This is a genomic window from Brevibacterium picturae, from assembly GCF_900105045.1.
In the GTDB taxonomy this organism is placed as follows: domain Bacteria; phylum Actinomycetota; class Actinomycetes; order Actinomycetales; family Brevibacteriaceae; genus Brevibacterium; species Brevibacterium picturae.
In genome coordinates, this window is sequence record NZ_LT629739.1 from 2,592,805 (window position 1) to 2,614,142 (window position 21,338).

Annotated in this window: 14 protein-coding genes and 2 pseudogenes; 10 read left to right on the forward strand and 6 right to left on the reverse strand. The window is 64.5% G+C overall.

All coding sequences use genetic code 11. The annotated features are described in order from the left end of the window. Positions 1–26: 26 nt before the first annotated feature. Complete coding sequence (locus BLT92_RS11985; protein WP_092105918.1) at positions 27–1,751, reverse strand: amidase; 1,725 nt, start codon at positions 1,749–1,751, stop codon at positions 27–29. 174 nt (positions 1,752–1,925) lie between these two features. Between BLT92_RS11985 and mobA the strand changes: the two genes are divergently transcribed. Beyond that, the gene (gene mobA / locus BLT92_RS11990) at positions 1,926–2,567 is read left to right on the forward strand and encodes a molybdenum cofactor guanylyltransferase (RefSeq protein ID WP_092105919.1); all 642 of its coding nucleotides are present in this window, start codon (positions 1,926–1,928) and stop codon (positions 2,565–2,567) included. Here the strand turns inward: mobA and ykgO are convergent. Beyond that, positions 2,558–2,681, reverse strand: a pseudogene (ykgO, locus tag BLT92_RS11995) (type B 50S ribosomal protein L36). The gene mobA and the pseudogene ykgO sit on opposite strands and share 10 nt — an antisense overlap. A 419-nt stretch (positions 2,682–3,100) precedes the next feature. On the opposite strand from ykgO, the pseudogene BLT92_RS20890 reads away from it, so the two are divergent. Next, positions 3,101–3,583, forward strand: a pseudogene (locus BLT92_RS20890) (GTP-binding protein); the annotation flags it as partial. Between the two features lie 150 nt (positions 3,584–3,733). On the opposite strand, the gene BLT92_RS12005 reads toward BLT92_RS20890, so the two are convergent. After that, positions 3,734–4,333 carry a Fur family transcriptional regulator gene (locus BLT92_RS12005; protein ID WP_331712204.1) on the reverse strand — a complete coding sequence of 200 codons (600 nt, stop codon included), beginning with the start codon at positions 4,331–4,333 and terminating at the stop codon, positions 3,734–3,736. Here BLT92_RS12005 and BLT92_RS20470 point away from each other — a divergent pair. Then, complete coding sequence (locus tag BLT92_RS20470) at positions 4,296–5,474, forward strand: CobW family GTP-binding protein (protein ID WP_157691434.1); 1,179 nt, start codon at positions 4,296–4,298, stop codon at positions 5,472–5,474. The two genes, BLT92_RS12005 and BLT92_RS20470, sit on opposite strands and share 38 nt — an antisense overlap. 398 nt (positions 5,475–5,872) lie before the next feature. Further along, positions 5,873–9,535, forward strand: coding sequence for an efflux RND transporter permease subunit (locus BLT92_RS12015; protein WP_172802674.1), 3,663 nt, complete (start codon positions 5,873–5,875; stop codon positions 9,533–9,535). 61 nt (positions 9,536–9,596) lie between these two features. Here the strand turns inward: BLT92_RS12015 and aztA are convergent, their stop codons facing one another. Further along, positions 9,597–10,229, reverse strand: coding sequence for a zinc ABC transporter ATP-binding protein AztA (gene aztA / locus BLT92_RS12020; RefSeq protein ID WP_092105922.1), 633 nt, complete (start codon positions 10,227–10,229; stop codon positions 9,597–9,599). A 29-nt stretch (positions 10,230–10,258) separates the two neighbouring features. On the opposite strand from aztA, the gene aztB reads away from it, so the two are divergent. The 4 genes from aztB (at position 10,259) to aztD (ending at position 14,632) form a co-directional block, all read left to right on the forward strand. Continuing rightward, positions 10,259–11,110, forward strand: a complete 852-nt coding sequence (aztB, locus tag BLT92_RS12025; RefSeq protein WP_092105923.1) for a zinc ABC transporter permease AztB — start codon at positions 10,259–10,261, stop codon at positions 11,108–11,110. A 9-nt stretch (positions 11,111–11,119) separates the two neighbouring features. After that, positions 11,120–12,361 carry an outer membrane protein assembly factor BamB family protein gene (locus BLT92_RS12030; protein WP_092105924.1) on the forward strand — a complete coding sequence of 414 codons (1,242 nt, stop codon included), beginning with the start codon at positions 11,120–11,122 and terminating at the stop codon, positions 12,359–12,361. 44 nt (positions 12,362–12,405) lie between these two features. Beyond that, complete coding sequence (gene aztC, locus BLT92_RS12035; protein WP_331712205.1) at positions 12,406–13,299, forward strand: zinc ABC transporter substrate-binding protein AztC; 894 nt, start codon at positions 12,406–12,408, stop codon at positions 13,297–13,299. A gap of 82 nt (positions 13,300–13,381) precedes the next feature. Further along, on the forward strand, positions 13,382–14,632 hold the full coding sequence (gene aztD / locus BLT92_RS12040) for a zinc metallochaperone AztD (protein ID WP_092105926.1): 1,251 nt from the start codon (positions 13,382–13,384) through the stop codon (positions 14,630–14,632). Between the two features lie 36 nt (positions 14,633–14,668). Here the strand turns inward: aztD and BLT92_RS12045 are convergent, their stop codons facing one another. Continuing rightward, the gene (locus tag BLT92_RS12045) at positions 14,669–15,475 is read right to left on the reverse strand and encodes a FadR/GntR family transcriptional regulator (RefSeq protein ID WP_092105927.1); all 807 of its coding nucleotides are present in this window, start codon (positions 15,473–15,475) and stop codon (positions 14,669–14,671) included. Between the two features lie 215 nt (positions 15,476–15,690). On the opposite strand from BLT92_RS12045, the gene BLT92_RS12050 reads away from it, so the two are divergent. Beyond that, entirely contained in the window at positions 15,691–17,382 is a 1,692-nt protein-coding gene (locus BLT92_RS12050; RefSeq protein ID WP_092105928.1) for an L-lactate permease, read from the forward strand. Positions 17,383–17,444: 62 nt separating this feature from the next. Beyond that, positions 17,445–18,713: an alpha-hydroxy acid oxidase gene (locus BLT92_RS12055; protein ID WP_092105929.1), complete on the forward strand. Its 1,269-nt coding sequence runs from the start codon at positions 17,445–17,447 to the stop codon at positions 18,711–18,713. An 85-nt stretch (positions 18,714–18,798) separates the two neighbouring features. Here the strand turns inward: BLT92_RS12055 and BLT92_RS12060 are convergent, their stop codons facing one another. Further along, positions 18,799–21,288, reverse strand: a complete 2,490-nt coding sequence (locus BLT92_RS12060) for an excinuclease ABC subunit UvrA (RefSeq protein ID WP_092105930.1) — start codon at positions 21,286–21,288, stop codon at positions 18,799–18,801. Positions 21,289–21,338 lie beyond the last annotated feature (50 nt).

Sequence of the window (21,338 nt, forward strand, 5' to 3'; positions counted from 1 at the left end):
CCGATGAGTCTCACTGCCTCCCAGCTTCACAGTCGCGGCGTGCGCGGGGGCTCCTCACGGCGATCGCCGGTGGCCTCGAAGGCCGCGGCGAGTTCGATGAGATTCGTGTCATCCCAGCCGCGGCCGGAGATCGTCAGCCCGATGGGAATGCCGGTGTCGGTCATCGTGCCCATCGGCACGGTCACAGAGGGGATGCCCAGGTGCCGTGGGACCAGGTTGCCGTTGGCGACCCAGGTGCCGTTGCGCCAGCCGAGGTCCGCCGAGGCTTCGTCGACGTCCATATCGGCCGGACCCACATCGGCCATCGCGGGGTAGACGATGGCGTCGAGGCCGTACTCATCCATCCATTCTTCGAGGTCGATCCGACGAGTGACCTCCAGGCCCCGAACGCCGTCCTCAAGCTCGGGGATGTCCGTCACCGAGGCGTAGGGGTGATCCTTGACCTGCTGCGGGTATTCGGCGATGTCATCGTCGAAGCCGGTGTAGCGATCCGGGAGGGCGCCGTCCGGGTGAGGGAAGATCATGGCTCCGTCCACCTCGGCGAGGGAGGACAGCTTCGGGTCGCCGTTGGCGGCCAGGAAGTCATCCCAGGCCCATGCGGAGAGATCGTTGATCTCCCGGTCGAGGTAATCGGTGCTCACGATGCCACGGGTCCTGATCGTCGGTGCACCGGGTCGATCGCCTTCGTAGTTGCTCACGACCGGGAAGTCGGTTTCGATCACCTCGGCGCCGGCGGCCTCAAGGTCACGGCGGGCGGCTTCCCACGCCGCGATCACGGAGGCACGGGTCTCGACGCGCGTCCCGGTCGGCCCGCCGATTCCGCCCTCCGGATTCGTGCCGGCCTCGTCGTCGGCGTTGATGTACATCCTTGGGATGCCGAAGCGTTTGCCGGCCAGAGCCGAACGCGCGGCCGCGGCGCCGGACGGCAGCAGCTCGGCATACGAATCCGGGCGCACGGCAGAGGCGGCAGGAATCTCGACCCAGGGCTGGACGCGCCAGAAATCTCCGCGGGTCTCGGGATCGTCGGCGACGATGATGTCGAGGACCTCGCACAGGTCGGCCATCGACCGGGTGTGGGGGACGACGACGTCCATCGTGGGCACGAGTGGCCAATTGCCGCGCACGGAGATGACTCCGCGTGAGGGCGTGTAGGCGACGAGCGCGCTGTGGGAGGCCGGGGCACGGCCGGAGGACCATGTTTCCTCGCCGAGGCCGAAGGCGGCGAAGCTCGCGGTCGTCGCCGTCCCGGATCCGTTCGACGATCCGGAGGCGAATGCGCTGGTCAGCCACTTCGCGTTGTAGGGGCTTTCGGCCCGACCGTAGAGGCCGCGCTGCATGCCGCCATTGGCCATCGGCGGCATGTTGGTCAGGCCCAGGCAGATGGCTCCGGCGCCGCGGAGGCGTTCGACGGTGAAGGCGTCCTTGGTCGCGATGAGGTCGGCGAAGGCGGGGGAACCGGCGGCGACACTCAGCCCGGTGATCATGTAACTGTCCTTCGCGGTGTACGGGATCCCGTCGAGGGGGCTCAGCACCTGGCCGTCGGCGCGTCGCTCATCGGCGGCGGCCGCCTCGGCGAGGGCGTCCGGGTTGGCTACGATCACGGAGTTGAGTTTCGTGTCGGTGTCCGGGCCGTCGAAGGCGGAGATGCGCGCCTGGTAGGCCTCGACCAGCCCCACCGAGGTGGTCGTTCCGTCCTCGAGCGCCTGCCGCAGTGAGGCGATGGATGCTTCGACTACATCGAACTTCGTCATTCTCGTATCCCTCCGTGCAATTTCGGGGCGCGCGAGCCGCCCCGCCGGGTCGACGATACCCCGCTCGGGCCAGCCCGCAGTGAAACTGGTCGTGCCTCACAGTATTGCTCACTGACGTCGAAAAGGCTGCACGGATCCCGTTGCCGCCCGACGGCGCGAGCGTAGGATCGGGCCATGACGATCAGGGCGATCATACTCAGCGGGGGCCGTTCGAACCGTTTCGGCGGCGTCCACAAACCCGCCGTCGAGCTGGGCGGTGCCACGGTGATCTCACGAATACTGGGCACCGTGCGTACTGTCGACCCCCTCGCCGAGGTGTGGGTGGCCGGGCCGAGCGAGGGGCTGTCCGAGGCGGAGACGGAATCCGTGCATTCGATTCGTGAGGAACCGGCCTTCGCCGGTCCCTTGGCCGGGATCGCCGCAGCGTGTTCGGCACTTCAAACGGGCGAAGGCACCACCGTCGCTGGTGAGTCCGGAGATGTGACCTTGGTGCTGGCGGGGGACATGCCGCTGATCACTGCGGACCACCTCGGCGAGCTGATTGCTGCCTGTCGACGGGGTGAGGCCCCGGCCACGGGCACGGACGATCGTGGGAAGACTCAGTTCCTGTGCGCCGCGTGGCCCACGGCCCTGCTGCTCGCGCGGGTGGAGTCCATCCCGGACCCCGTCGATGGCGCTGTGAGGCTCCTGTTCGCGGGCCTCGAACCGACCCTCGTCGATGTGGAATCGAGCGTCGTCGCCGACTTCGACACGGCCGCCGACTTCGAGCGAATCCACGCCCGGTTTGACGAGGGCGTGCGATCCGATCAGCCTTGACGGCACTTGAAGCGGGGATTCTTCTTGTTGATGACGAAGACACGACCGCGCCTGCGAACGACCTGCGCCCCCCGGCTGCTTCTTGAGTGAACGCAGAGAATTTCTGACCTTCATCGCTGAACTCCTTATTGAGAACGAGTATTATTAACGGTAATGCTAGGTTCTTCGAGGAAAGGAAGCCACTGCTGAAGATGGAGGCCGACATCGATGTGATCGCCGTGACGGGCATGTGCGTGGAGGAGCGGCGCAGCTACGCCAGGCGTCTGGCTGCAGCACGCGGATTTGTCCTCGTCACCGCTGAACAGACCGCCGAGGGTGTCGAAGTGGTGGACCGAACGGTCGACCTCCTGCGCATGGCATCACACGCGCCGGGCATCGTGCTGGAATACCCCTTCGAGACGCCTGTGATGGAGATCGTGGGATCACTCAACGCGGCCGTCGTGGACACTCGCCTCATCGACCTTGTCTGCGTACTCGATGTCGGGCACATGCTCGTCGACGTAGGATCCCAGGAATACGTCAGCCTGACGGCCATGAGCGGCGAGGGTGAGAACGGTATCCTCGCTGCGAAGGCGGAGCTGCTCGTGAGTCAGATCGAGTTCGCCTCAACGGTGGCAATCGTCAATTCCGGAGCGTTGCAGACTGCGGAACTCGAGCAGGCTGCCGCTCTGGTCAGCCATCTTGCTCCGAACGCCGACCAGTGCCTCATCGCCGAATCCGGCGACGTCCATGGCGAGGTCCGGCAGCCCTTTGCCGATCGACCGCCGGACGCCGGCTGGGTTTCGATCCTCAACCGAGAATTCCGGCCGACGTTCCATTCGCGCGAGGTCGTGGCGTGCCGATACGAGCAGCTGCGACCGTTCCACCCTGGGCGTCTCCACCAGGCGCTGACCTCGTGCCTCTTCCCGGGGCATTGCGGACGGATTCTGCGTTCGGCCGGCTTCGCCCGTTTGGCCACCCGACCGCACATCACCGGCCAATGGGATCGGGTGGGAGGCTTCTTCACGCTCTCACCAGTATCGCGATCGATGAGCCCTTGCTGCGACGGGTCCTCGACAATGCTGTGCTCAATGATGCCGAATTGGCGGCCGGACCGATGGTCTGGGCCAGCTTCCCGGACCGATTCCCTGACTGGAGCACAGCGACGATGTAGTCCGACGAGGCCACTACTCGCTCTTCGCGGATGCGGCGCAGTCGGCACAGAGTCCGAAGATCTCGAACACATGTCGGGTGACGTCGAATCCGTGGGACTTGGCGACGGTGCTCATCCAGTCTTCGCTGGGTGGTTCGATCTCGACGGCCTTCCCGCAGTTCTCGCACACCAGGTGATGGTGGTGTTCGTCCTGCGCGCAGGCGCGGAACAGCTGCTTTTCGGCGATGGTGATGGAATCGGCGTGACCGGACTCGCTCAGGGCATTGAGCTGTCGGTAAACGGTGGCCAGCCCCACTGAATGGCCCTGGTCCTCAAGCGTCCGGTGGAGCTGTTGGGCGGAGACGAAGCGCTTCTGGGCGTCAAGCGCGGAGCCGATCACGGCCTTCTGAGCAGTGCTCCGAGTCTTCTTGGGTTCCTCAGCCATCATTTCTTCGTGCCTCCGACTGTGCTTCGCAGGTGGTTTTCGCAGGCATATGCGCGTGCGTTGATATATTCGGGAATTAATGAAAAACGTTACCATTAAGCGATGAAATGCGCCCGTGGCGACTGGTGTGGAGAGATTGTGAGGAGACATTGTGAGCAGAAGGCGATCCGGGAGCGCGGTGCCGGTCATCCTGCTGACCGGTTACCTGGGCGCGGGGAAGACGAGTCTGCTCAATCACCTGTTGCGCCACCCGGATGCGCGCATCGGGGTGGTTGTCAATGACTTCGGTGATCTCAACATCGATGCGGGCCTCGTCGTCGGACAGGTCGATGAGCCCTTCTCGATCTCCGGTGGATGCATCTGCTGCCTCAGCGATGACACCTCACTCGAAGATGCACTCAGCTCGCTCGCGAAACCACGCCTGGGACTCGACGCCATCATCGTCGAGGCCAGCGGTTTCGCCGAACCTCTCACCTTGGCACGGATGGTCACGCGCATGGGCCACCATCGCTTCCACCTGGGCGGGGTCATCGACGTCGTCGACGCCACCATGCATGCCGCCACGATCGACACGGAGTCGGCACCTCCGATGCGCTATGCGGCGACCACCTTGGTGCTGGTCAACAAGCTCGACCAGCTGCCCGTCGCGGACCGCGAGGCCGCTGTCGAGGCGATCGGTCAGCGGGTCCATCAGCGCAATCCGCGGCTGCTCGTCGTGGGCACGAGCTTCGGCCGCCTCGACCCCGCCCTCATCTTCGACCCCGGAACAGGCTCAGCCGGCGAAACCGGCGAAACCGGCGAAACCGGCGAATCTGGCGAATCCGGCGGGGCCACGGAACCGATCCAGGCCGAGCTGCCGATTCGGGAGCTCATCCGGCAGGCCTATGCCGAATCGGCTCAGAAGGACCTCGAGGCGCAGAAGGGCCCTGACGGAGAGAAGGACCTCGAGGGGGAGAGCGCCCCTGTGCACAGACACGCACAGTCGGTGACGGTGACCGGCCACGGGTGCGCCGACGCCGATGCGGTGCTCGACCTGCTTGAGGACCTGCCCGCCGGGGTCTACCGAGTGAAGGGTTCGATCCTCGTTGCGGAAAGCACCCGACACAGAATCTACGGTGCGCAGGCCGTGGGGCCGAATGTCTATGTGTCGAGCGCTGTGCCACAGGAGACGACCTGGGACAGTGCGGTGGTCGTCATCGGCGAATCCTTCGACGAAGAAGCCATCAGGGCGAGGCTGGAGAGGGCGCTTGGCAACGGCAGCGGTTCGGGCGGGGCCGAGCGTTCGGGCGGCGTCGAGCGACTCCGCCACTATCTCCGCCTGCACAGCTGACCCACGAATCGCCTGTGCCCACACAAAGCCGGAATGTGGTGTTACCGGCCCGATTGTGGTGTTACCGGAATCCAAAACGGAGGAAAACACCCGCGACCGCAAGTGGGGCGGGGCATAGGATCGAATCATGACCAAGTTCCCATCTCGCACTCAACCTTTCGGGGGAGGCAGAACACAACTTTCGGGGGACGTGCAAAACGGTCTGAGCTGAAAGACTGAAGTCACTCGCAGGCCGTTTCGACCATCACCCGATCCACCTCCCCTCGCAGCACCCGGACCAACCCACCCGGACCGCCCCGCCCGAACTTTCCCCGCCCGAACTATCCCCACCCGAAGCACCGCCCGCAACTCCCGTATGCCCAAAATCCGGAGGAAAACCCGTGTCCCTGATCACCAGGATGAGTCTGAAGAACCGTCTCATCGTCGGACTGCTCACCCTCGTGATCGCTGTTTTCGGCGTCGTCGCGACCACCTCGCTCAATCAGGAGACGATGCCCTCGGTCGAACTGCCCGGCACCTCGGTGCAGGTCACGGTCCCGGGAGCCTCACCCGAGGTCGTCGAGGAATCGGTGACCAAGCCGATCGAAACCGCGCTGGAGGGAGTCGGCGACCTCGAAGCGGTGACCACGACCACCTCGTCCGGGTCGATGTCGGCCAATGTCACGTGGCCCTTCGGCAAGGACGCGGAGGAGATGACCGACGCGGTCCGCTCCGCCGTCGACTCCGCGAAGGCGAACCTGCCCGAGGACGCCGAGGCGGAGGTGCTGTCCCAGCAGATCGACGATGTCCCGGTGGTCATGTTCGCGGTCTCCGGGGGAGACGACCCGCAGAAGCTCGGCGACCTCGTTGAGACCGAGCTCGTCCCCGAACTCCAGGCCGTCGACGGTGTCGCCGGCGTCGAGGTGGGCGGTCAGAGCGAGCAGCGGGTGAACATCACCTTCCGGCCCGACGACGTCAACGACAAGAACGTCGTCACCACATCGGTCCCCGATGAGCTCACCGCCGCCGGCACCGTCGTCCCGGCCGGGCAGAGCGCGCAGGGAGACAAGTCCCTGTCAGTCGAAGTCGGCAGTGAACTCGACGCCGTGAAGGAGATCGAGAAGACCCCGCTGCGCACCGCCGACGGAACGGTTCTGCTGGGCGATGTCGCCGATGTCGAACTCGACTCGGTGGAGAGGACCTCGTACTCGCGTGCTGATGGCAAGAATGCCGTGACGGTGTCGGTGACCAAGGGACAGGACGACAATGTCGTCGAGGTCTCCCACGGCGTCAACGAGGTCCTCGACAAGATGGGTCCCGAACTCGGTGACGACATCGCGTTCTCGACCATCTTCGACCAGGCGCCGGAGATTGAGAAGTCGATCCACGACCTGTCCGTCGAGGGCGGACTGGGGCTGTTCTTCGCGATCCTCGTGATCCTGGCCTTCCTCGGCTCCTTCCGGTCCACCGTGGTCGCCGCGATCTCCATTCCGATGTCGCTGCTCATCGCGATGATCGGCCTGATGGTCGGCGACTACACCCTCAACATCCTGACCCTGGGAGCCCTGACCATCGCCGTCGGCCGCGTCGTCGACGACTCCATCGTCGTCATCGAGAACATCCGCAGACGGCAGGGCACGAGCGACCTGACGATCGACGACATCGTCGCCTCGGTCAAACAGGTGGCCGGTGCCATCACGGCCTCGACCCTGACCACTGTGGCCGTGTTCCTGCCCATCGCCTTCGTCGACGGCATCGCCGGGCAGCTGTTCCGTCCCTTCTCCGTGACCGTGTCGCTGGCTCTGCTCGGCTCCCTGCTGGTGGCGCTGACGATCGTTCCCGTCTTCAGCTACTGGGTCCTGCGCAAGAGCCCGAAGCCGCTGTCGCCGAAGCGCCAGGCCGCCACCGATGCAAGCTATGAGGCGTGGTCCGAGAAGCACCGCCGACGTGGAGTGAAACGAGCCGAACGTCGACAGGCCAAGATCGACACGAAGAACGCCAAGCGCGCAGCCAAGGGCAAGACGCTGCTCCCAGCGGCGACCGCCGATGCTCCGGTGACGCCGATGTCCGGCGACGGTGAGGCCTCCGACAGGGTCGACCGTCTCCAGCAGCGCAGCCTGCCCGCCATTATGGCCGCCCTGCGCCACCCGTGGCGCACGATCGTCATCTCCGTGGCGATCTTCGCCGTGACGATGATGATGGCCAGCTTCCTCAAGACCGACCTCCTCGGTTCCGCCGGGCAGAACTCTCTCTACATCGCCCAGACCATGCCGGCTGGGGCCTCGCTCGAGGCCAGCGACGAGGCCGCGAAGAAGATCGAGGACGTGCTCGCCTCCGATCCCGACGTCGACACCTACTCGACGACCGTCAACGGTCCTGAAACCGGTGCCGAGAACTCCTTCAATATCACGCTGAAGGCCGACTCCGATGCGGAGGCGGCGACGAGCCGGATTTCGAACCAGATCGACAGCCTCGGCGACGATGTCGGTGAGATCGATGTCCAGGATGCCAGCGGCGGCACGAACGAGGACGTCGAAATCAAACTCTCTGGGACTGATATGGGTTCGCTGGGCGAAGCCGCCGATGCGGTGACGAAGAAGATGAGCGAGACGACGGGAGTCACGGATGCCCGCAACGACCTCGCCTCCGATCAGCCGATCATCCACGTCGACGTGAACCGGGGGAAGGCCGCGGACTACGGCTACAGCCAGGCCGAAGTTGGACAGGCCATCGCAGCCGCCCTGCACGGTAGCGAAGCCGGCACACTGAGTCTGGAAGGCAAGGAACGCGACATCTTCCTCGCCCCGACTCACCCGGATGCGACGCCGGATGAGATCCGGGCGCTCGAACTGCCCGTCACCGAGGTGCAGACGCAGAACGCACAGGAGGACGCGACCGACGCCGTCGAGGAGAAGACCGACCGCAGAGCCGACGAAGCCAAGGCCGAGGCCGAAGAGGAATCGGCCGATCAGCTCGAATCCGCGCGGGAGGCTCGTGACAACGCGGCCGATCAGCTCGAAGAGGCCCAGAAGGCACTGGACGAAGCGCAGAATCCACCTCCGGCGCCGAGTCCCGGTGAGATGGCGGCCGACCAGGTCGAACAGGCCGAAGAGGGTGTCGAGCAGGCAGAGAAGGGTCTGCAGGAAGCCAACGATGCCATCGATGACCTCGTCGACGGCCAGCGCGAGCAGGAGGAGAACCAGGCCGAGGAACAGGACCTCGCCGACGAACAGGCGGCCATCCCGGACATCAAGGGCGAGCCGATCACGGTCGACGAGATCGCCTCAGTCGACGAGACCGAGACGCCTGCCACGATCACCCGTGAGGACGGAGACCGCCAGGTCACCGTGTTCGCCACTCCTGCCGAAGGGCAGCTCAATCCCGTGTCCGCCGAGGCGCAGGAGCTGACCTCGAGCATGGATCTGCCCGATGGTGTGAGCTTCGATGTCGGCGGCGCGAGCCAGGAGCAGGCCGATTCCTTCGCCCAGCTCGGATGGGCGATGCTGGTGGCGATCGCGCTAGTCTTCCTTGTCATGATCGCGACCTTCCGCAGCTTCGTTCAGCCGCTCATCCTGCTCGTGTCGATCCCGTTCGCTGCGACCGGTGCCGTGCTGCTCCTGCTGCTGACCGGAACGCCGCTGGGCATTCCCTCGCTCATCGGACTCCTCATGCTCATCGGCATCGTGGTGACCAACGCGATCGTGCTCATCGACCTCATCAACAAGCTGCGTGAGCACGGGATGGGGCTGTGGGATGCGATCATCCATGGCACCCGGCTGCGTCTGCGCCCGATCCTGATGACTGCCGCTGCCACGGTCTTCGCCCTCGTGCCCATGTCATTGGGACTCACCGGCGGGGGAGTCTTCATCTCCCAGCCTCTGGCGATCGTCGTCATCGGCGGCCTGACCTCCTCGACCGTGCTGACCCTGATCCTCGTGCCCGCCCTCTACCTCCTCGTCGAACGGCGCAAGGAGCGCCGGGCGGAGCACCAGCGGGCCAAGGCTACGGCGAAACATGAGGCCGATGAAGCGAGAATCGAAGCGGAGACCGCCGAGGTGGCTGCCCGTCCCGTAGACGAGTGACGTTCCGTGCGGCGACGGTTCACCGGCGCGGGAGTTCTAATGATCGAATTCTGGTGAGTGCTCACCGAAACGCGAGCGCACCCTGGCACAGTTGGACGACGTGGTCGGCCCGAGCTGCCTGGGTGCGCTCGTGCGTGGCCATGACGATCGTGGCGCCGCGGCTGCGTTCGGAGTCGATGGCCAGGGTGATGTCCTCGGTCGCGCGAGCATCGATTCCGGCCAGAGGCTCGTCGAGGAGCAGCAGGTCCGCGCGTTGTGCCAGACCTTGCGCCACCAGAGCACGCTGACGCTGACCCCCGGAAAGGGAACCGAGGCGACGCGAGGCGAGGTCGTCGATGCGCAGCTGGGCGAGGCAGTCGTCGACGATCCGCTGATCATCACTGCCGAGGCGGGCGAAGAGGCCCCGTAGGCTCCATCTGCCCATGGCCACGACCTGTCTGACGGTGATCGGAAGGTGGTCCGGAGCAGAACTGCGCTGTGGCACGAAAGCCACATTGGACGGCAGGCCGGATATCGATCCGTGTGTCGGTCTGAGCAGGCCTGCCAGTGCCATGAGCACCGTTGACTTGCCTGAGCCGTTGGCGCCGACGAGTGCCGTGACTCGGCCCAGGGGCGCGGCCAGGGTGATCTGGTCGAGAGCGAGATGGGCACCATAGTGAGCGCTGAGGTTGGTGATGGTGATCGGATTGTCCACGCTCTAACAATAATGGTTATCATTATCGAATGGAATTCCTATTCGCTCCATTCGAAGTGTCCTTCGTCCTTCGCGCGCTGATCGCCGGCGTGCTCGCCGCCGTGCTGTGTGGGTGCATCGGCACCTGGGTAGTCCTGCGCGGCCTGGCCTTCTTCGGCGACGCGATGTCGCACGGAATGCTTCCGGGGGTGGCGATTGCCTCGATCTTGGGTGGTCACCTGATGTTCGGCGCTGCAGCGAGTGCCCTGGTGATGGCGGCCGGGATCACCTGGGTATCGAGAGAATCGAAGCTGTCCCAAGATGTCAGCATCGGACTGCTCTTCGTCGGAATGCTGGCCGTCGGCGTGGTCATCGTGTCCCACTCCCAGTCATTCGCCGTCGACCTCACGAGCTTTCTGTTCGGAGACGTTCTGGGGGTTCGCGCCGAGGATCTGGTCGTCCTGGCGATTGCCGCGTGCCTGGGCGTGCTGGCCTGCGTGGTCCTGCGCAGGCCGTTCCTTGCGCTCGCCTTCGATGAGCGCAAGGCGGCGACGCTGGGACTGCGGCCCGGCTGGGCTCATATCGCAATGCTGGTGCTCACGGCGATGGCGGTGGTCGCCTCGTTCCAGGTCGTCGGCACGATCCTGGTCTTCGGGCTCCTCATCGGACCGCCGGCGACGGCGTACCTGCTGTTCGTTCGCATCGGCGCCATCATGATTGCGGCCTCGGCGATCGGGGCCGCCGCGACCTTCCTCGGTCTGCTCGTGAGCTGGCATGCGGAGACCTCCGCAGGCGCGACCATCGCACTCCTGACCGTTTTGGCCTTCTTTGCAGTGCTCGTCGCGAAGCGAGTGAAAAGTGCGCTACGATACTTTCTGAGAAATGAAAACCATTATCAATAGAAAGATCTCATGAAGCGAAACACAGCATTCACCGTGCCGAGTGCGGCGCTGATCGCGCTGTTCGCCCTGTCGGGGTGCCAGGAGCAGTCCTCAGCTAATGGCACAGGTAGCGGCGCCGGCAGCGCCAGCACGTCTTCGGCTCCCCATGGGCACGTCGAGGGGGCGGAGGAAGCCGATGAGCCGCAGCTGCGCTTGGCCGTGCAAGATGCGGAGACCGGCGCGGTGTCTGTGATGGACCTGCTCAGCGAGGACATCGTTGCAGAGGTCGAAGGCACACCGGATACGCAACTGTCGGGGGCCGACTCCCGGTACCTCTACCTCGGCGACGGTGAGGTGGGCACAGTCACCGCCGTCGACACCGGGGTGTGGACCACTGACCACGGCGATCACAAGCACTACTACCGGGCCGAGCCGAAGACGCTGGGCCAGATCGACGGAGCCGACCCCGCCCACGTCGTCTCAGGGTCGACCGAGGTGGCCTTCTTCTTCGACGGAGAGGGACGAGCCAAGATCTACGACCGGACGGCCTTCGGCGACGGCGAGCTCAAGCAGCTCGGCACCGTGGCACCCGGACCCCACCACGGGGCGACGGTTCCCTTCGAGGATCACTTCGTATCGACGGTCCCCGGCGACAAGCCCGATGATCTGCCCTCCGAACTCGCCGTCTACGACGCCAAGGGCAAAGCCTCTGGGATCGAGGCGAGCTGCGCAGAGATCCACGGCACCGGCGTCACCCGTCAGGGCCCGGTCTTCGCGTGTGCCGACGGCGTGATCAGGGTCGACGATGAGTTCAACGCCGAGGTTCTGGACTATCCCGATGAGGCCGACGGGGCTCGTGCCTGGTCAATCGAGGTCGGCCGAGACCTCGCGGCCGCCCCCTTTGACGATGGTGGGATCGGCATCCTCGATGCGAAGTCCGGTAAGTGGACATTTGCCGCCACCGACGCCGAGGTGGTCTCCGCCGGCGTCGCCCACGACGACTCCGCCATCGTGGCTCTCGATGAAGAGGGCGCCGTCTATTCGCTCGACCCCGAAACCGGGAAGGTGCTCACGAAGAAGGAGCTCGTCGAACCCCATGCGGCCGACGACGACTCTGCCGGGCCCTCGGTGGCCGTGGACAGCGAACGCACCTATGTCAGCGACCCCGCCTCGGGCACGGTTCTCGAACTCGATCCGGCCGATGGCCTGCGTGAGGCACGCAGCTTCGACATCGGCGGGGCCCCAGCGGCCCTGGCAGTGACCGGCCGCTGATGGGCGGCGGTGCAGCTCGAACGCGCACGTTTCGACTATCGGCGGTGTCACTGGCTCTGGCCGTCCTCGGATCACTGACCGCCTGCGCGGAAGGACACGATGAGCCGTCGATCGTGGTGACGACGAACATCCTCGGCGATGTCGTGCACAGCCTCGTCGGAGACCACGCGGCGGTCACGGTGCTGATGAAGCCGAACTCCGATCCGCATTCCTTCGGCATCTCGGCGAAGGAAGCCGGAGCAATGGAGGATGCCGATCTCATCATCGGCAACGGACTGGGGCTTGAAGAGGGGTTGTCGGCGAACCTCGACAACGCGCGCAGCGAAGGGGTGCGCGTCCTTGAGGTCGGTGAGCACATCGATCCCCTTGAGTACACCTCGGGCGGCAGTGCGGGGACGCCCGACCCGCACTTCTGGACCGATCCCGCGCGGATGGTCGCCGCCGTCGATGTCATCACCTCGGCGCTGGGGAAGGAGGTCGGTGATGACCTCGCCGAGGCGATCGAACCGTCCGTGACCTCGTATCGGGGGCAGCTTGACGACCTCGATGCCGAAATCGAAGAGATCGCCGAGTCGATCCCTGCCGAGGACCGGAAGCTCGTGACGAACCATCACGTGTTCGGCTACTTCGCGAAGCGCTTCGACTTCGAGGTCATCGGGGCGGTGCTGCCAAGCGGAACCACACTGGCCTCACCTTCGGCAGCCGATCTCGAAGAGCTTGCCCGCACGGTCAAGGATGCCGGCGTGCCCACGATCTTCGCGGACTCCTCGCAGCCGCAGAAGCTCGCCGAGGCACTGTCTGATGAAGTCGACCTCGATGTCGAAGTGACAGCGCTGTTCTCGGAATCGCTGACCGAAGCCGACGGGGAGGCCGGAACCTACATCGACATGCAGCGAACCAACGCGCAGGCCATCGCAGACGGACTCGTGCCCCGCTGACGAGCGCTTCTCCGCGAGGCACACAGCCTCGCACCACCACAGATCACGGACACGCCATCATGGAAATAGGGAAGAGAGAAGAATGAGAACACAACGAACCCTGATCGCCCCACTGGCTGCGAGCGCGGCCGTCACCGCCCTCCTGCTGAGCGGATGCGGCGGCACCGGCGCGGAGGCCGACCCCGACAGCGGCGAGCAGGCAGACACAGCGGAAACCTCGGACGCCGAACAGGTCGAGGAGACGCAGCCACGGCTGATCACCACCTATGACGGCGGCATCCTCACTCTGGACGCGAGGACGCTCGAGGTCATCGACGACACGAAGCTCGAGGGCTTCAACCGAGTGAATCCAGTCGGCGACGGCCGACATGCGATGGTGTCGGTGGCCAGCGGATTCCAGCTCTTCGATGCTGGCGTCTGGACCGAAGAGCACGGCGACCATACCCACAGCTTTGCCGGCTCACCGCAGCTGACCGACAGGGTATACGAAACCGATACCCCAGGTCACGTCGTGCGCCACGGCGGTTCGACAGTGCTCTTCGGCGACGGCGACGGGCGTATGCAGATCTTCGACACCGACGCCTTCCATGACGGCGCACCCGAACCCGAAGTCAAAGAGGCAGAGGAGGCACACCACGGTGTGGCGGTACAATTGGAGAACGGCAACGTGCTGCACACCATCGGCAACGAGGAGGAGCGCTCGGGGGCGAAGGTCGTTGATGCCGAAGGAAATGAGATCGCCCGCAATGAGGACTGCCCGGGCGTCCACGGGGAGGCCGCTGCCCAGGACGAGGCGATCGCCGTCGGCTGTGAGGATGGAATCCTCTACTACAAGGACGGGAAGTTCACGAAGGTCGACTCCCCGGACAGCTATGGTCGGATCGGCAATCAGGCAGGATCTGATGACTCGCCGGTCGTGCTCGGCGACTACAAGGTCGACGAGGATGCCGAACTCGAACGTCCGGAGAAGGTCACCCTGACGAACACGGAGACCGGGACGATGAAACTCGTCGACCTCGACTCCTCGTACAGCTTCCGTTCCCTGGCCCGCGGACCCGAGGGTGAGGCACTTGTGCTCGGCACCGACGGCAAGCTCAACGTCATCGACCCGGAGTCCGGCACGATCTCCGACTCACACCCGGTCACCGAAGCATGGAAGGAACCTGTCGACTGGCAGCAGCCCCGGCCGACGCTCTTCGTGCAGGGGGAGAAGGCCTACGTCTCCGAACCTGACAAGAGTCAGCTTCACATCGTGGATCTGGCCACCGGCGAAGTTGAGAAGAGCGCCGAACTGCCCCACGCCAGCAACGAAGTCACCGGTGTGACCGGCTGACGCCCGCGCCCATCCGCGCTCCTGCCGGCCCCGCGCTCATCCGCGCTCCTGCCGGCTCTGCGTCAGGCGCGGCAGGGCGGCGGTGGCTGATCGGATATGGTCTTCGGTCCGCTGCACCGCGTGATCGGTGTCGCGGTCGACGATCGCCTGCATGATCGCATGATGTTCCTCCTGCAGCTGCGCCATCAGAGCGCGCGGATTCTCGACCTCGTGGAAGGCATCGAGGATGGGCCGACGCAGAGAGCCGCGGATGGCCTCCGTGAGATCTGAGAGCAGCTGATTCTCCGAGGCATGGGCGATGGCCACATGGAAGGCGGTATCGGCATCATTGAAGGTCTCCAAGCTCACGCCCGGTGTGTCCATGATCGCCAGTGAGGCATTCATGCCGGCCAAGGCGTCGTCGTGGACCCGTCCGGTCGCCAGGGCGGTGCTTGAGCGCTCGAGTTGGATGCGCGTTTCGATGGCCTCCTCGATGCTGAAGTTCGCCAGGGCCACATGCAGGCGCAGGAACCGAGTCAGGGCCTCCTTGGGCATGGAGGCGATGAAGGTGCCGGCCGACTTGCCGGAGCCGACGTTCGACACGACGACGCCGAGGGACTCCATGACGCGCAGCGCCTCACGCACCGCCGCGCGACTGACCTGAAGTTTGGCGGCCAGCTCACGTTCCGAGGGGAGCGGATCGCCGACGGTGAGGGACCCGGAGGTGATCTGCTCCTCGATCGCATTGATGACGAGCTCGTGGGTGCTCGATCGGGCAACCGGCTTCCAGCTCGGTCCCTGAGGCGCATTGACGGTGTGACCTGCGGCGGTGTCGTCGTCCTTGCTGACTGATTCACTGGTCATGAGTACTCACTTTTCGCACCTCGCCATCATCCCATGAGTGGGACCCTGCCTCATCGGGGGCAGAACCTTGACCTGGATCACATTCGGTCCTACACTCACTTTAGTGGTCTGACCACACAAAGGACATACTGAAACCCATCGAGTATGCATGTTCGGGCGCGTTCAACGTCGAAACGCAGACGCTGTAGTCGAGCACCGGCCGTGCAGGAGAAAATATGTACACTCCTGAAATCGCCCCACTTGCAGACAGCCTCCTGTGGTCATCGCTGGTTGCGCTGCTGCCGCTGCTGACCATCTTCGTCACCCTCGGGTTCTTGAAATGGAAAGCCCACTGGGCCGGCCTGGCGGCAGTCATCGTCGCCCTGATCGTTGCCATCTTCGTCTACGGCATGCCGGTCGGGCTGGCTGGCCTTTCAGCCAGCCAGGGATTCGCCTTCGGGCTGTTTCCGATCATGTGGATCGTCATCACCGCCATCTGGCTCTACGAACTGACGGTGAAGTCGGGACACTTCGAAGACCTCAGGTTGGTCATCAACGTCATCTCCGATGATCCTCGCGTGCAGGCGATCCTGGTCGCCTTCTGCTTCGGCGGACTGCTCGAAGCCCTGGCCGGATTCGGTGCCCCGGTTGCCATCACCGGTGTCATGCTCATCGCAGTTGGCTTCACCGCCATGCGTGCAGCAGTCGTCGTGCTGGTGGCCAACACCGCTCCGGTCGCCTTCGGTGCGATCGCCATCCCGATCATCACCGCCGGCAACCTCACCGGGATCGACTACAAGGAGATCGGAGCCATGGTCGGTCACCAGACTCCATTGCTGGCTGCCGTCGTGCCGCTGTTCCTCATCTTCCTCGTTGACGGCAAGCGAGGACTGCGTCAGCTGTGGCCACTTGCTCTGGTCGTCGGGATCGTGTTCGGAGCAGCACAGTTCGTCTCCGCGAACTATCTCTCGGTCGAAATGACCGACATCATCGCCTCGCTCATGGGCCTTGCCGCTGCAGTGATCATGCTCCAGTTCTGGAAGCCCGTCGGCGGCCAGGACGCCCTGGATAAGATGGCCGACGAACGCAGTCGGGAGAAGGCCAGCGCGCCTGATGCCGGTGGAGCAGCCGCTGCCGTGGCAACCTCCGTGGACACGAAGGCGGCACCGATGACCGGTAAGCGCGTGTTCATGGCGCTCTTTCCCTACCTCATCGTCATCGTCATCTTCTCCGGTGCCAAGCTGATCCCAGTCATCGACAAGTGGCTGGCCAGCACCGATGTCAAAATTCCTTGGCCGGGACTGGACGGGAACATCATGACCGCCGCAGGGGAGCTGTCGACGAGCACGGTCTACAACTTCCAATGGTTGTCATCACCGGGCACGATGCTGCTGGCCTCAGGCATAATCGTCGCCATCGTGTACAAGATGACCGCCAAGGACGCAGTCCAGGTCTTCGTCGACAATGTCGTCAAAATGCGATTCTCCATTCTCACCGTCGGACTTGTCCTGGCACTGGCCTACGTCATGAATCTGTCAGGACAGACGATCACAATCGGCACCTGGATCGCTGGAACCGGGGCGCTGTTCGCCTTCCTCTCACCAATCCTCGGCTGGCTCGGCACAGCAGTGACCGGTTCTGACACCAGTGCCAACGCACTTTTCGCGACGCTGCAGCAGACTGCCGCGACGAAGGCCGGAATCGATCCCGTTCTGCTGGTGGCAGCCAACAGCTCCGGTGGAGTCGTGGGCAAGATGATCAGCCCGCAGAACCTCACCATCGCAGCTACAGCAGTCGGACTCCTCGGCCAGGAAGCCTCGATCTTCCGCCGCGTCATCTGGTGGTCGCTGGGCATGCTCGTCGTCATGTGCCTGCTGGTTGGCCTGCAGTCGACCGTCCTGTCCTGGATGGTTCCCGGCGGGGCGTGAGGCCCAGCGAGCTGAAGACTGAACCCTGAAGAATACGAACTGAAGAGAAAGAGACCCCACCCATGGTCAAGAGGCAATTGCCCAATCCGTCCGAGATCTTCGAGCTGATGAAGTTCAAGAAGCTCGAGCTCGACTCCCGGAAACGCCGTCTTGAATCGGCGTTCACGATCGAGGATCTGCGCCAGATAGCCAAGCGACGCACTCCCGCAGCCGCGTTCGACTACACAGACGGCGCAGCGGAGGGGGAGATCTCGATGGAGCGCTCCGTGCAGGCCTTCCAGGACATCGAGTTCCACCCCTCCATCCTCAACGATGTCTCGCAGGTCGATACGACGACGCAGATCCTTGGCGGCAGCTCGGCGATGCCCTTCGGCATTGCGCCCACGGGGTTCACCCGGCTGATGCAGACCGAAGGCGAGACCGCCGGAGCCTCCGCTGCCGGCGCGGCAGGCATTCCATTCACCCTGTCCACCTTGGGCACGACCTCGATCGAGGACGTGAAGAAGGTCAACCCGAATGGGCGCAACTGGTTCCAGCTCTACGTTATGCGCCAGCGCGAGATCTCCTACGGTCTGGTCGAGCGGGCGGCTGCGGCAGGCTATGACACGCTCTTCTTCACCGTGGACACTCCGATCGCGGGCGCCCGGATCAGGGACAGTCGCAACGGGTTCTCCATCCCGCCGCAGCTCTCACCCAAGACAGTTCTCAACGCCATCCCCAGGCCCTGGTGGTGGTGGGACTTCCTGACGACGGAGAAGCTGCAGTTCGCATCCCTGTCCGAGACCGGCGGTACGGTCGGCGAGCTGCTCAACTCGGCCATGGACCCATCGATCGACTTCGACGACTTGGCCACGATCCGAAAGATGTGGCCAGGCAAGCTGGCGATCAAGGGCGTCCAGACTGTTGCCGATGCCAGGAAGCTCGCCGATCTCGGCGTCGATGCCATTGTGCTCTCGAACCATGGCGGGCGACAGCTCGACCGCGCTCCGGTTCCCTTCGAGCTGTTGCCATCTGTCGTGAAGGAAGTCGGCAAGGACCTCGAGATCATCGTCGACACGGGAATCCGCGATGGTGCCGACATCGTCGCGGCCATGGCCCTGGGTGCGGACTTCACACTCATCGGCCGGGCCTACCTCTACGGGCTCATGGCCGGTGGCAGGGAAGGCGTCGATCGCACGATCGCGATCCTCAGCGAGCAGGTTGAGCGGACGATGAAGCTGCTGCAGGTCTCAAACGTCGCCGAGCTCAACCCGGGCCATGTGACCCAGCTGCGCAGGTTCAGCCGGGATGGTCAGATGGACGGTGCGGACCCGGATACGAAGTCCGTGTGACTGCTGTCTGAGCGGCAGAGGTCTTCCTGAGCCGGCAGCGGTCTTCACCTCGGAGACCGCTGCCAGCTCACCTGCCACATGCGTTTCAGAGGGACGCTTCCTCCGCCAGATATCGTCCCGTGACGCTGTCCTTGTCATCGGCAACCTGGTTCGGAGTGCCGGCTACCACGATGCGACCGCCGTCCACTCCGCCACCTGGGCCCATGTCGATGACATAGTCGGCGTTGGCGATGACATCGAGGTCGTGTTCGATGACGACGACGGTGCCTCCCTGATCGACGAGTCGCTGCAGGACGCCGACGAGCACTCGTACGTCCAAAGGATGGAGCCCGATGGTGGGCTCGTCGAAGACGAACAGGGTGCCAGTCTGCGTCCGATCGAGTTCTGAAACGAGACGCAGACGCTGCGCTTCACCGCCGGACAGGGCCGGAGTCGCCTCGCCGAGGGTGAGATATCCCAGCCCCACCTCCTGCAGTGCCTGCAGCCGTGTGGTGACCTTCCTCAGGTCGGCAACGTGCTCGGCAGCCTCGGCGACGGTCATGGCCATCAGCTCGGGCAGCGCAATTTCACCGTCAGCACCGGGACGATGATGAACCTCGGCGTCGGGACCGTAGCGTCGGCCCTCGCAGTCGGGGCAGGCGATGTCGACGTCGGGGAGGAACTGCACGTCGAGGGTGATCTCACCGGTGCCCTCGCAGCGTGGGCACCGCAGAGAACCTGTGTTGTAGGAGAAGTCCCGGGCGCTCAGACCGGCGGCCTTCGACGAGTCGAGTTTGGCGTAGGCACGCCGGAGCTCATCGAGGATGCCCGAATATGTGGCGACGGTCGAGCGGACATTGACCCCGATCGGGGTGGCGTCGACGACGCTGGCCTTCTCGATTCCGGCGCCCTCGATCGAGGTGACGTGCGAGGGCGGACGGGCTTGATCCGTTGCGCGGAGTGCGGGAATGAGGCTGTCGAGAACCAGCGTGCTCTTCCCGGATCCGGACACTCCGGTGACAGCGGTGATCCGTCCCCGAGGGATCGTGACGTCGAGCGCATGCACGGTGTGGATGGGGGAGGTGCGCAGCCTGATCGTCCCCTTGTCGAAGACCTGATCGGGTGCCGCAGAGGTGCGGACAAGGCTTTCTTCTCTTCCGGTGAGGAACCCACCGATAAGAGAATTCGGATTGTCGCCGAGGCTGCTTACCGTTCCGGTGGCGACGACCGTCCCGCCGTCGTTGCCGGAGCCGGGGCCGATCTCGATGAGATGATCACAGTCACGCAGCACGAGCGGGTCGTGGTCGACCATGACAACGGAGTTGCCCTCTTCGAGCAGGTCGGAGATGACCCCTTGGAGCCCGCGGCTGTTCGAGGGATGGAGGCCGATCGAGGGCTCGTCGAGGACATAGAGGACCCCGGTGGTCTCGTTTCGTACGGCTCGAGCCAGCTGCACGCGTTGGCGCTCGCCGGTGGACAGTGTTGATCCGGCGCGATCGAGCGACAGATAGCTCAGGCCGAGGTCGAGCAGTCGCTTCGACATGTGCCCGAGCGTGCTGGTCAGTGCCTCGGACATGGAGCGCATCGTCTTCGGCACGGTGTCGGCGACAGTGCCGGCCCAATCGGCGAGTTCACTCAGGGTCATGGCGGTGACATCGGCGAGATTGAGATCGCCGATCTTCGGCAGCAGCGCTGCAGGCGTGAGCCGGGTGCCGTGGCACGTGGTGCAGGTGTGTTCGGTGAGGAACCGGCTCATCCGAGACAGTCGTTTCTCATCCGTGGCGCGTTTGAGCTCCTCGCTCACGGTCAGTCGCGCATTGCGGAAGGTGAAGTCGAGCTCGTGCAGACCCTTCTTCGAGGTGACGGCGATGTGCTTCTTCTCTTCCGGGCCATCGAAGACGATGGTCTTCTCCTCGGCGCTCAACTCCTTCCAAGGGATGTCCGTGCGGACGCCGAATTCTCGGGCGATCTGCGGTTGGACGTTGAAGCCGAACATCTGCCAGGGAATCACCGTTCCATCGTCGATGCTCATGTCCTCATCGCGGATGAGAGAAGCATCGTCGACCTCGCGCACGATGCCAGTGCCGTCACATGATGGGCAGGCTCCGACCGAATTGAAGGCCAGCTCCTCCGCTCCTGGAGCCTCGACATCTGCTCCACAGGACGGGCAGGCGAACGGCTCCTCTGCCGCAACATTGAGTGTCGGTTCCTGCCGGTGGCCGTTCGGGCAGACATGTGATGCCAGGCGCGAGAACATGAGCCGGACGACGTTGAGCAGTTCAGTGGACGTGCCGAAGGTCGACCTGACGCCGGGGATCCCCGGACGCTGTCGCAGAGCCAGTGCGGCAGGCACGTGACTGACCCGGTCGACGTCGGCACGCGGCGCTTGGCTCATCCGGCGGCGAGTGTATGTGGACAGGGCTTCGATGTAGCGCCGAGAGCCTTCCGCGTACAGGACTCCCATGGCCAGGGACGACTTGCCCGAACCGGAGACGCCGGCGATGCCGACGAGTCTGCCCAAGGGAATGTCGACATCGATGTTCGCCAGATTGTGCACGCGGGCGCCTCGAACCTCGACCACCTGGTGATTGCTCATGGCTCCATTGTCCTCGCGCAACGAAATGAGCGCGACCGAGACGGTACTTG

Bases quoted from the DNA above. Each gene is read 5' to 3' on its own strand.
- aztB (WP_092105923.1), top strand. From the start codon at position 10,259: ATGGAATTCCTATTCGCTCCATTCGAAGTGTCCTTCGTCCTTCGCGCG.
- BLT92_RS12045 (WP_092105927.1), bottom strand. From the start codon at position 15,475: ATGACCAGTGAATCAGTCAGCAAGGACGACGACACCGCCGCAGGTCAC.
- mobA (WP_092105919.1), top strand. From the start codon at position 1,926: ATGACGATCAGGGCGATCATACTCAGCGGGGGCCGTTCGAACCGTTTC.
- BLT92_RS11985 (WP_092105918.1), bottom strand. From the start codon at position 1,751: ATGACGAAGTTCGATGTAGTCGAAGCATCCATCGCCTCACTGCGGCAG.
- aztD (WP_092105926.1), top strand. From the start codon at position 13,382: ATGAGAACACAACGAACCCTGATCGCCCCACTGGCTGCGAGCGCGGCC.
- BLT92_RS12015 (WP_172802674.1), top strand. From the start codon at position 5,873: ATGAGTCTGAAGAACCGTCTCATCGTCGGACTGCTCACCCTCGTGATC.
- BLT92_RS12055 (WP_092105929.1), top strand. From the start codon at position 17,445: ATGGTCAAGAGGCAATTGCCCAATCCGTCCGAGATCTTCGAGCTGATG.
- BLT92_RS12060 (WP_092105930.1), bottom strand. From the start codon at position 21,288: ATGAGCAATCACCAGGTGGTCGAGGTTCGAGGCGCCCGCGTGCACAAT.
- BLT92_RS12050 (WP_092105928.1), top strand. From the start codon at position 15,691: ATGTACACTCCTGAAATCGCCCCACTTGCAGACAGCCTCCTGTGGTCA.
- BLT92_RS12030 (WP_092105924.1), top strand. From the start codon at position 11,120: ATGAAGCGAAACACAGCATTCACCGTGCCGAGTGCGGCGCTGATCGCG.
- BLT92_RS12005 (WP_331712204.1), bottom strand. From the start codon at position 4,333: ATGACCGGCACCGCGCTCCCGGATCGCCTTCTGCTCACAATGTCTCCT.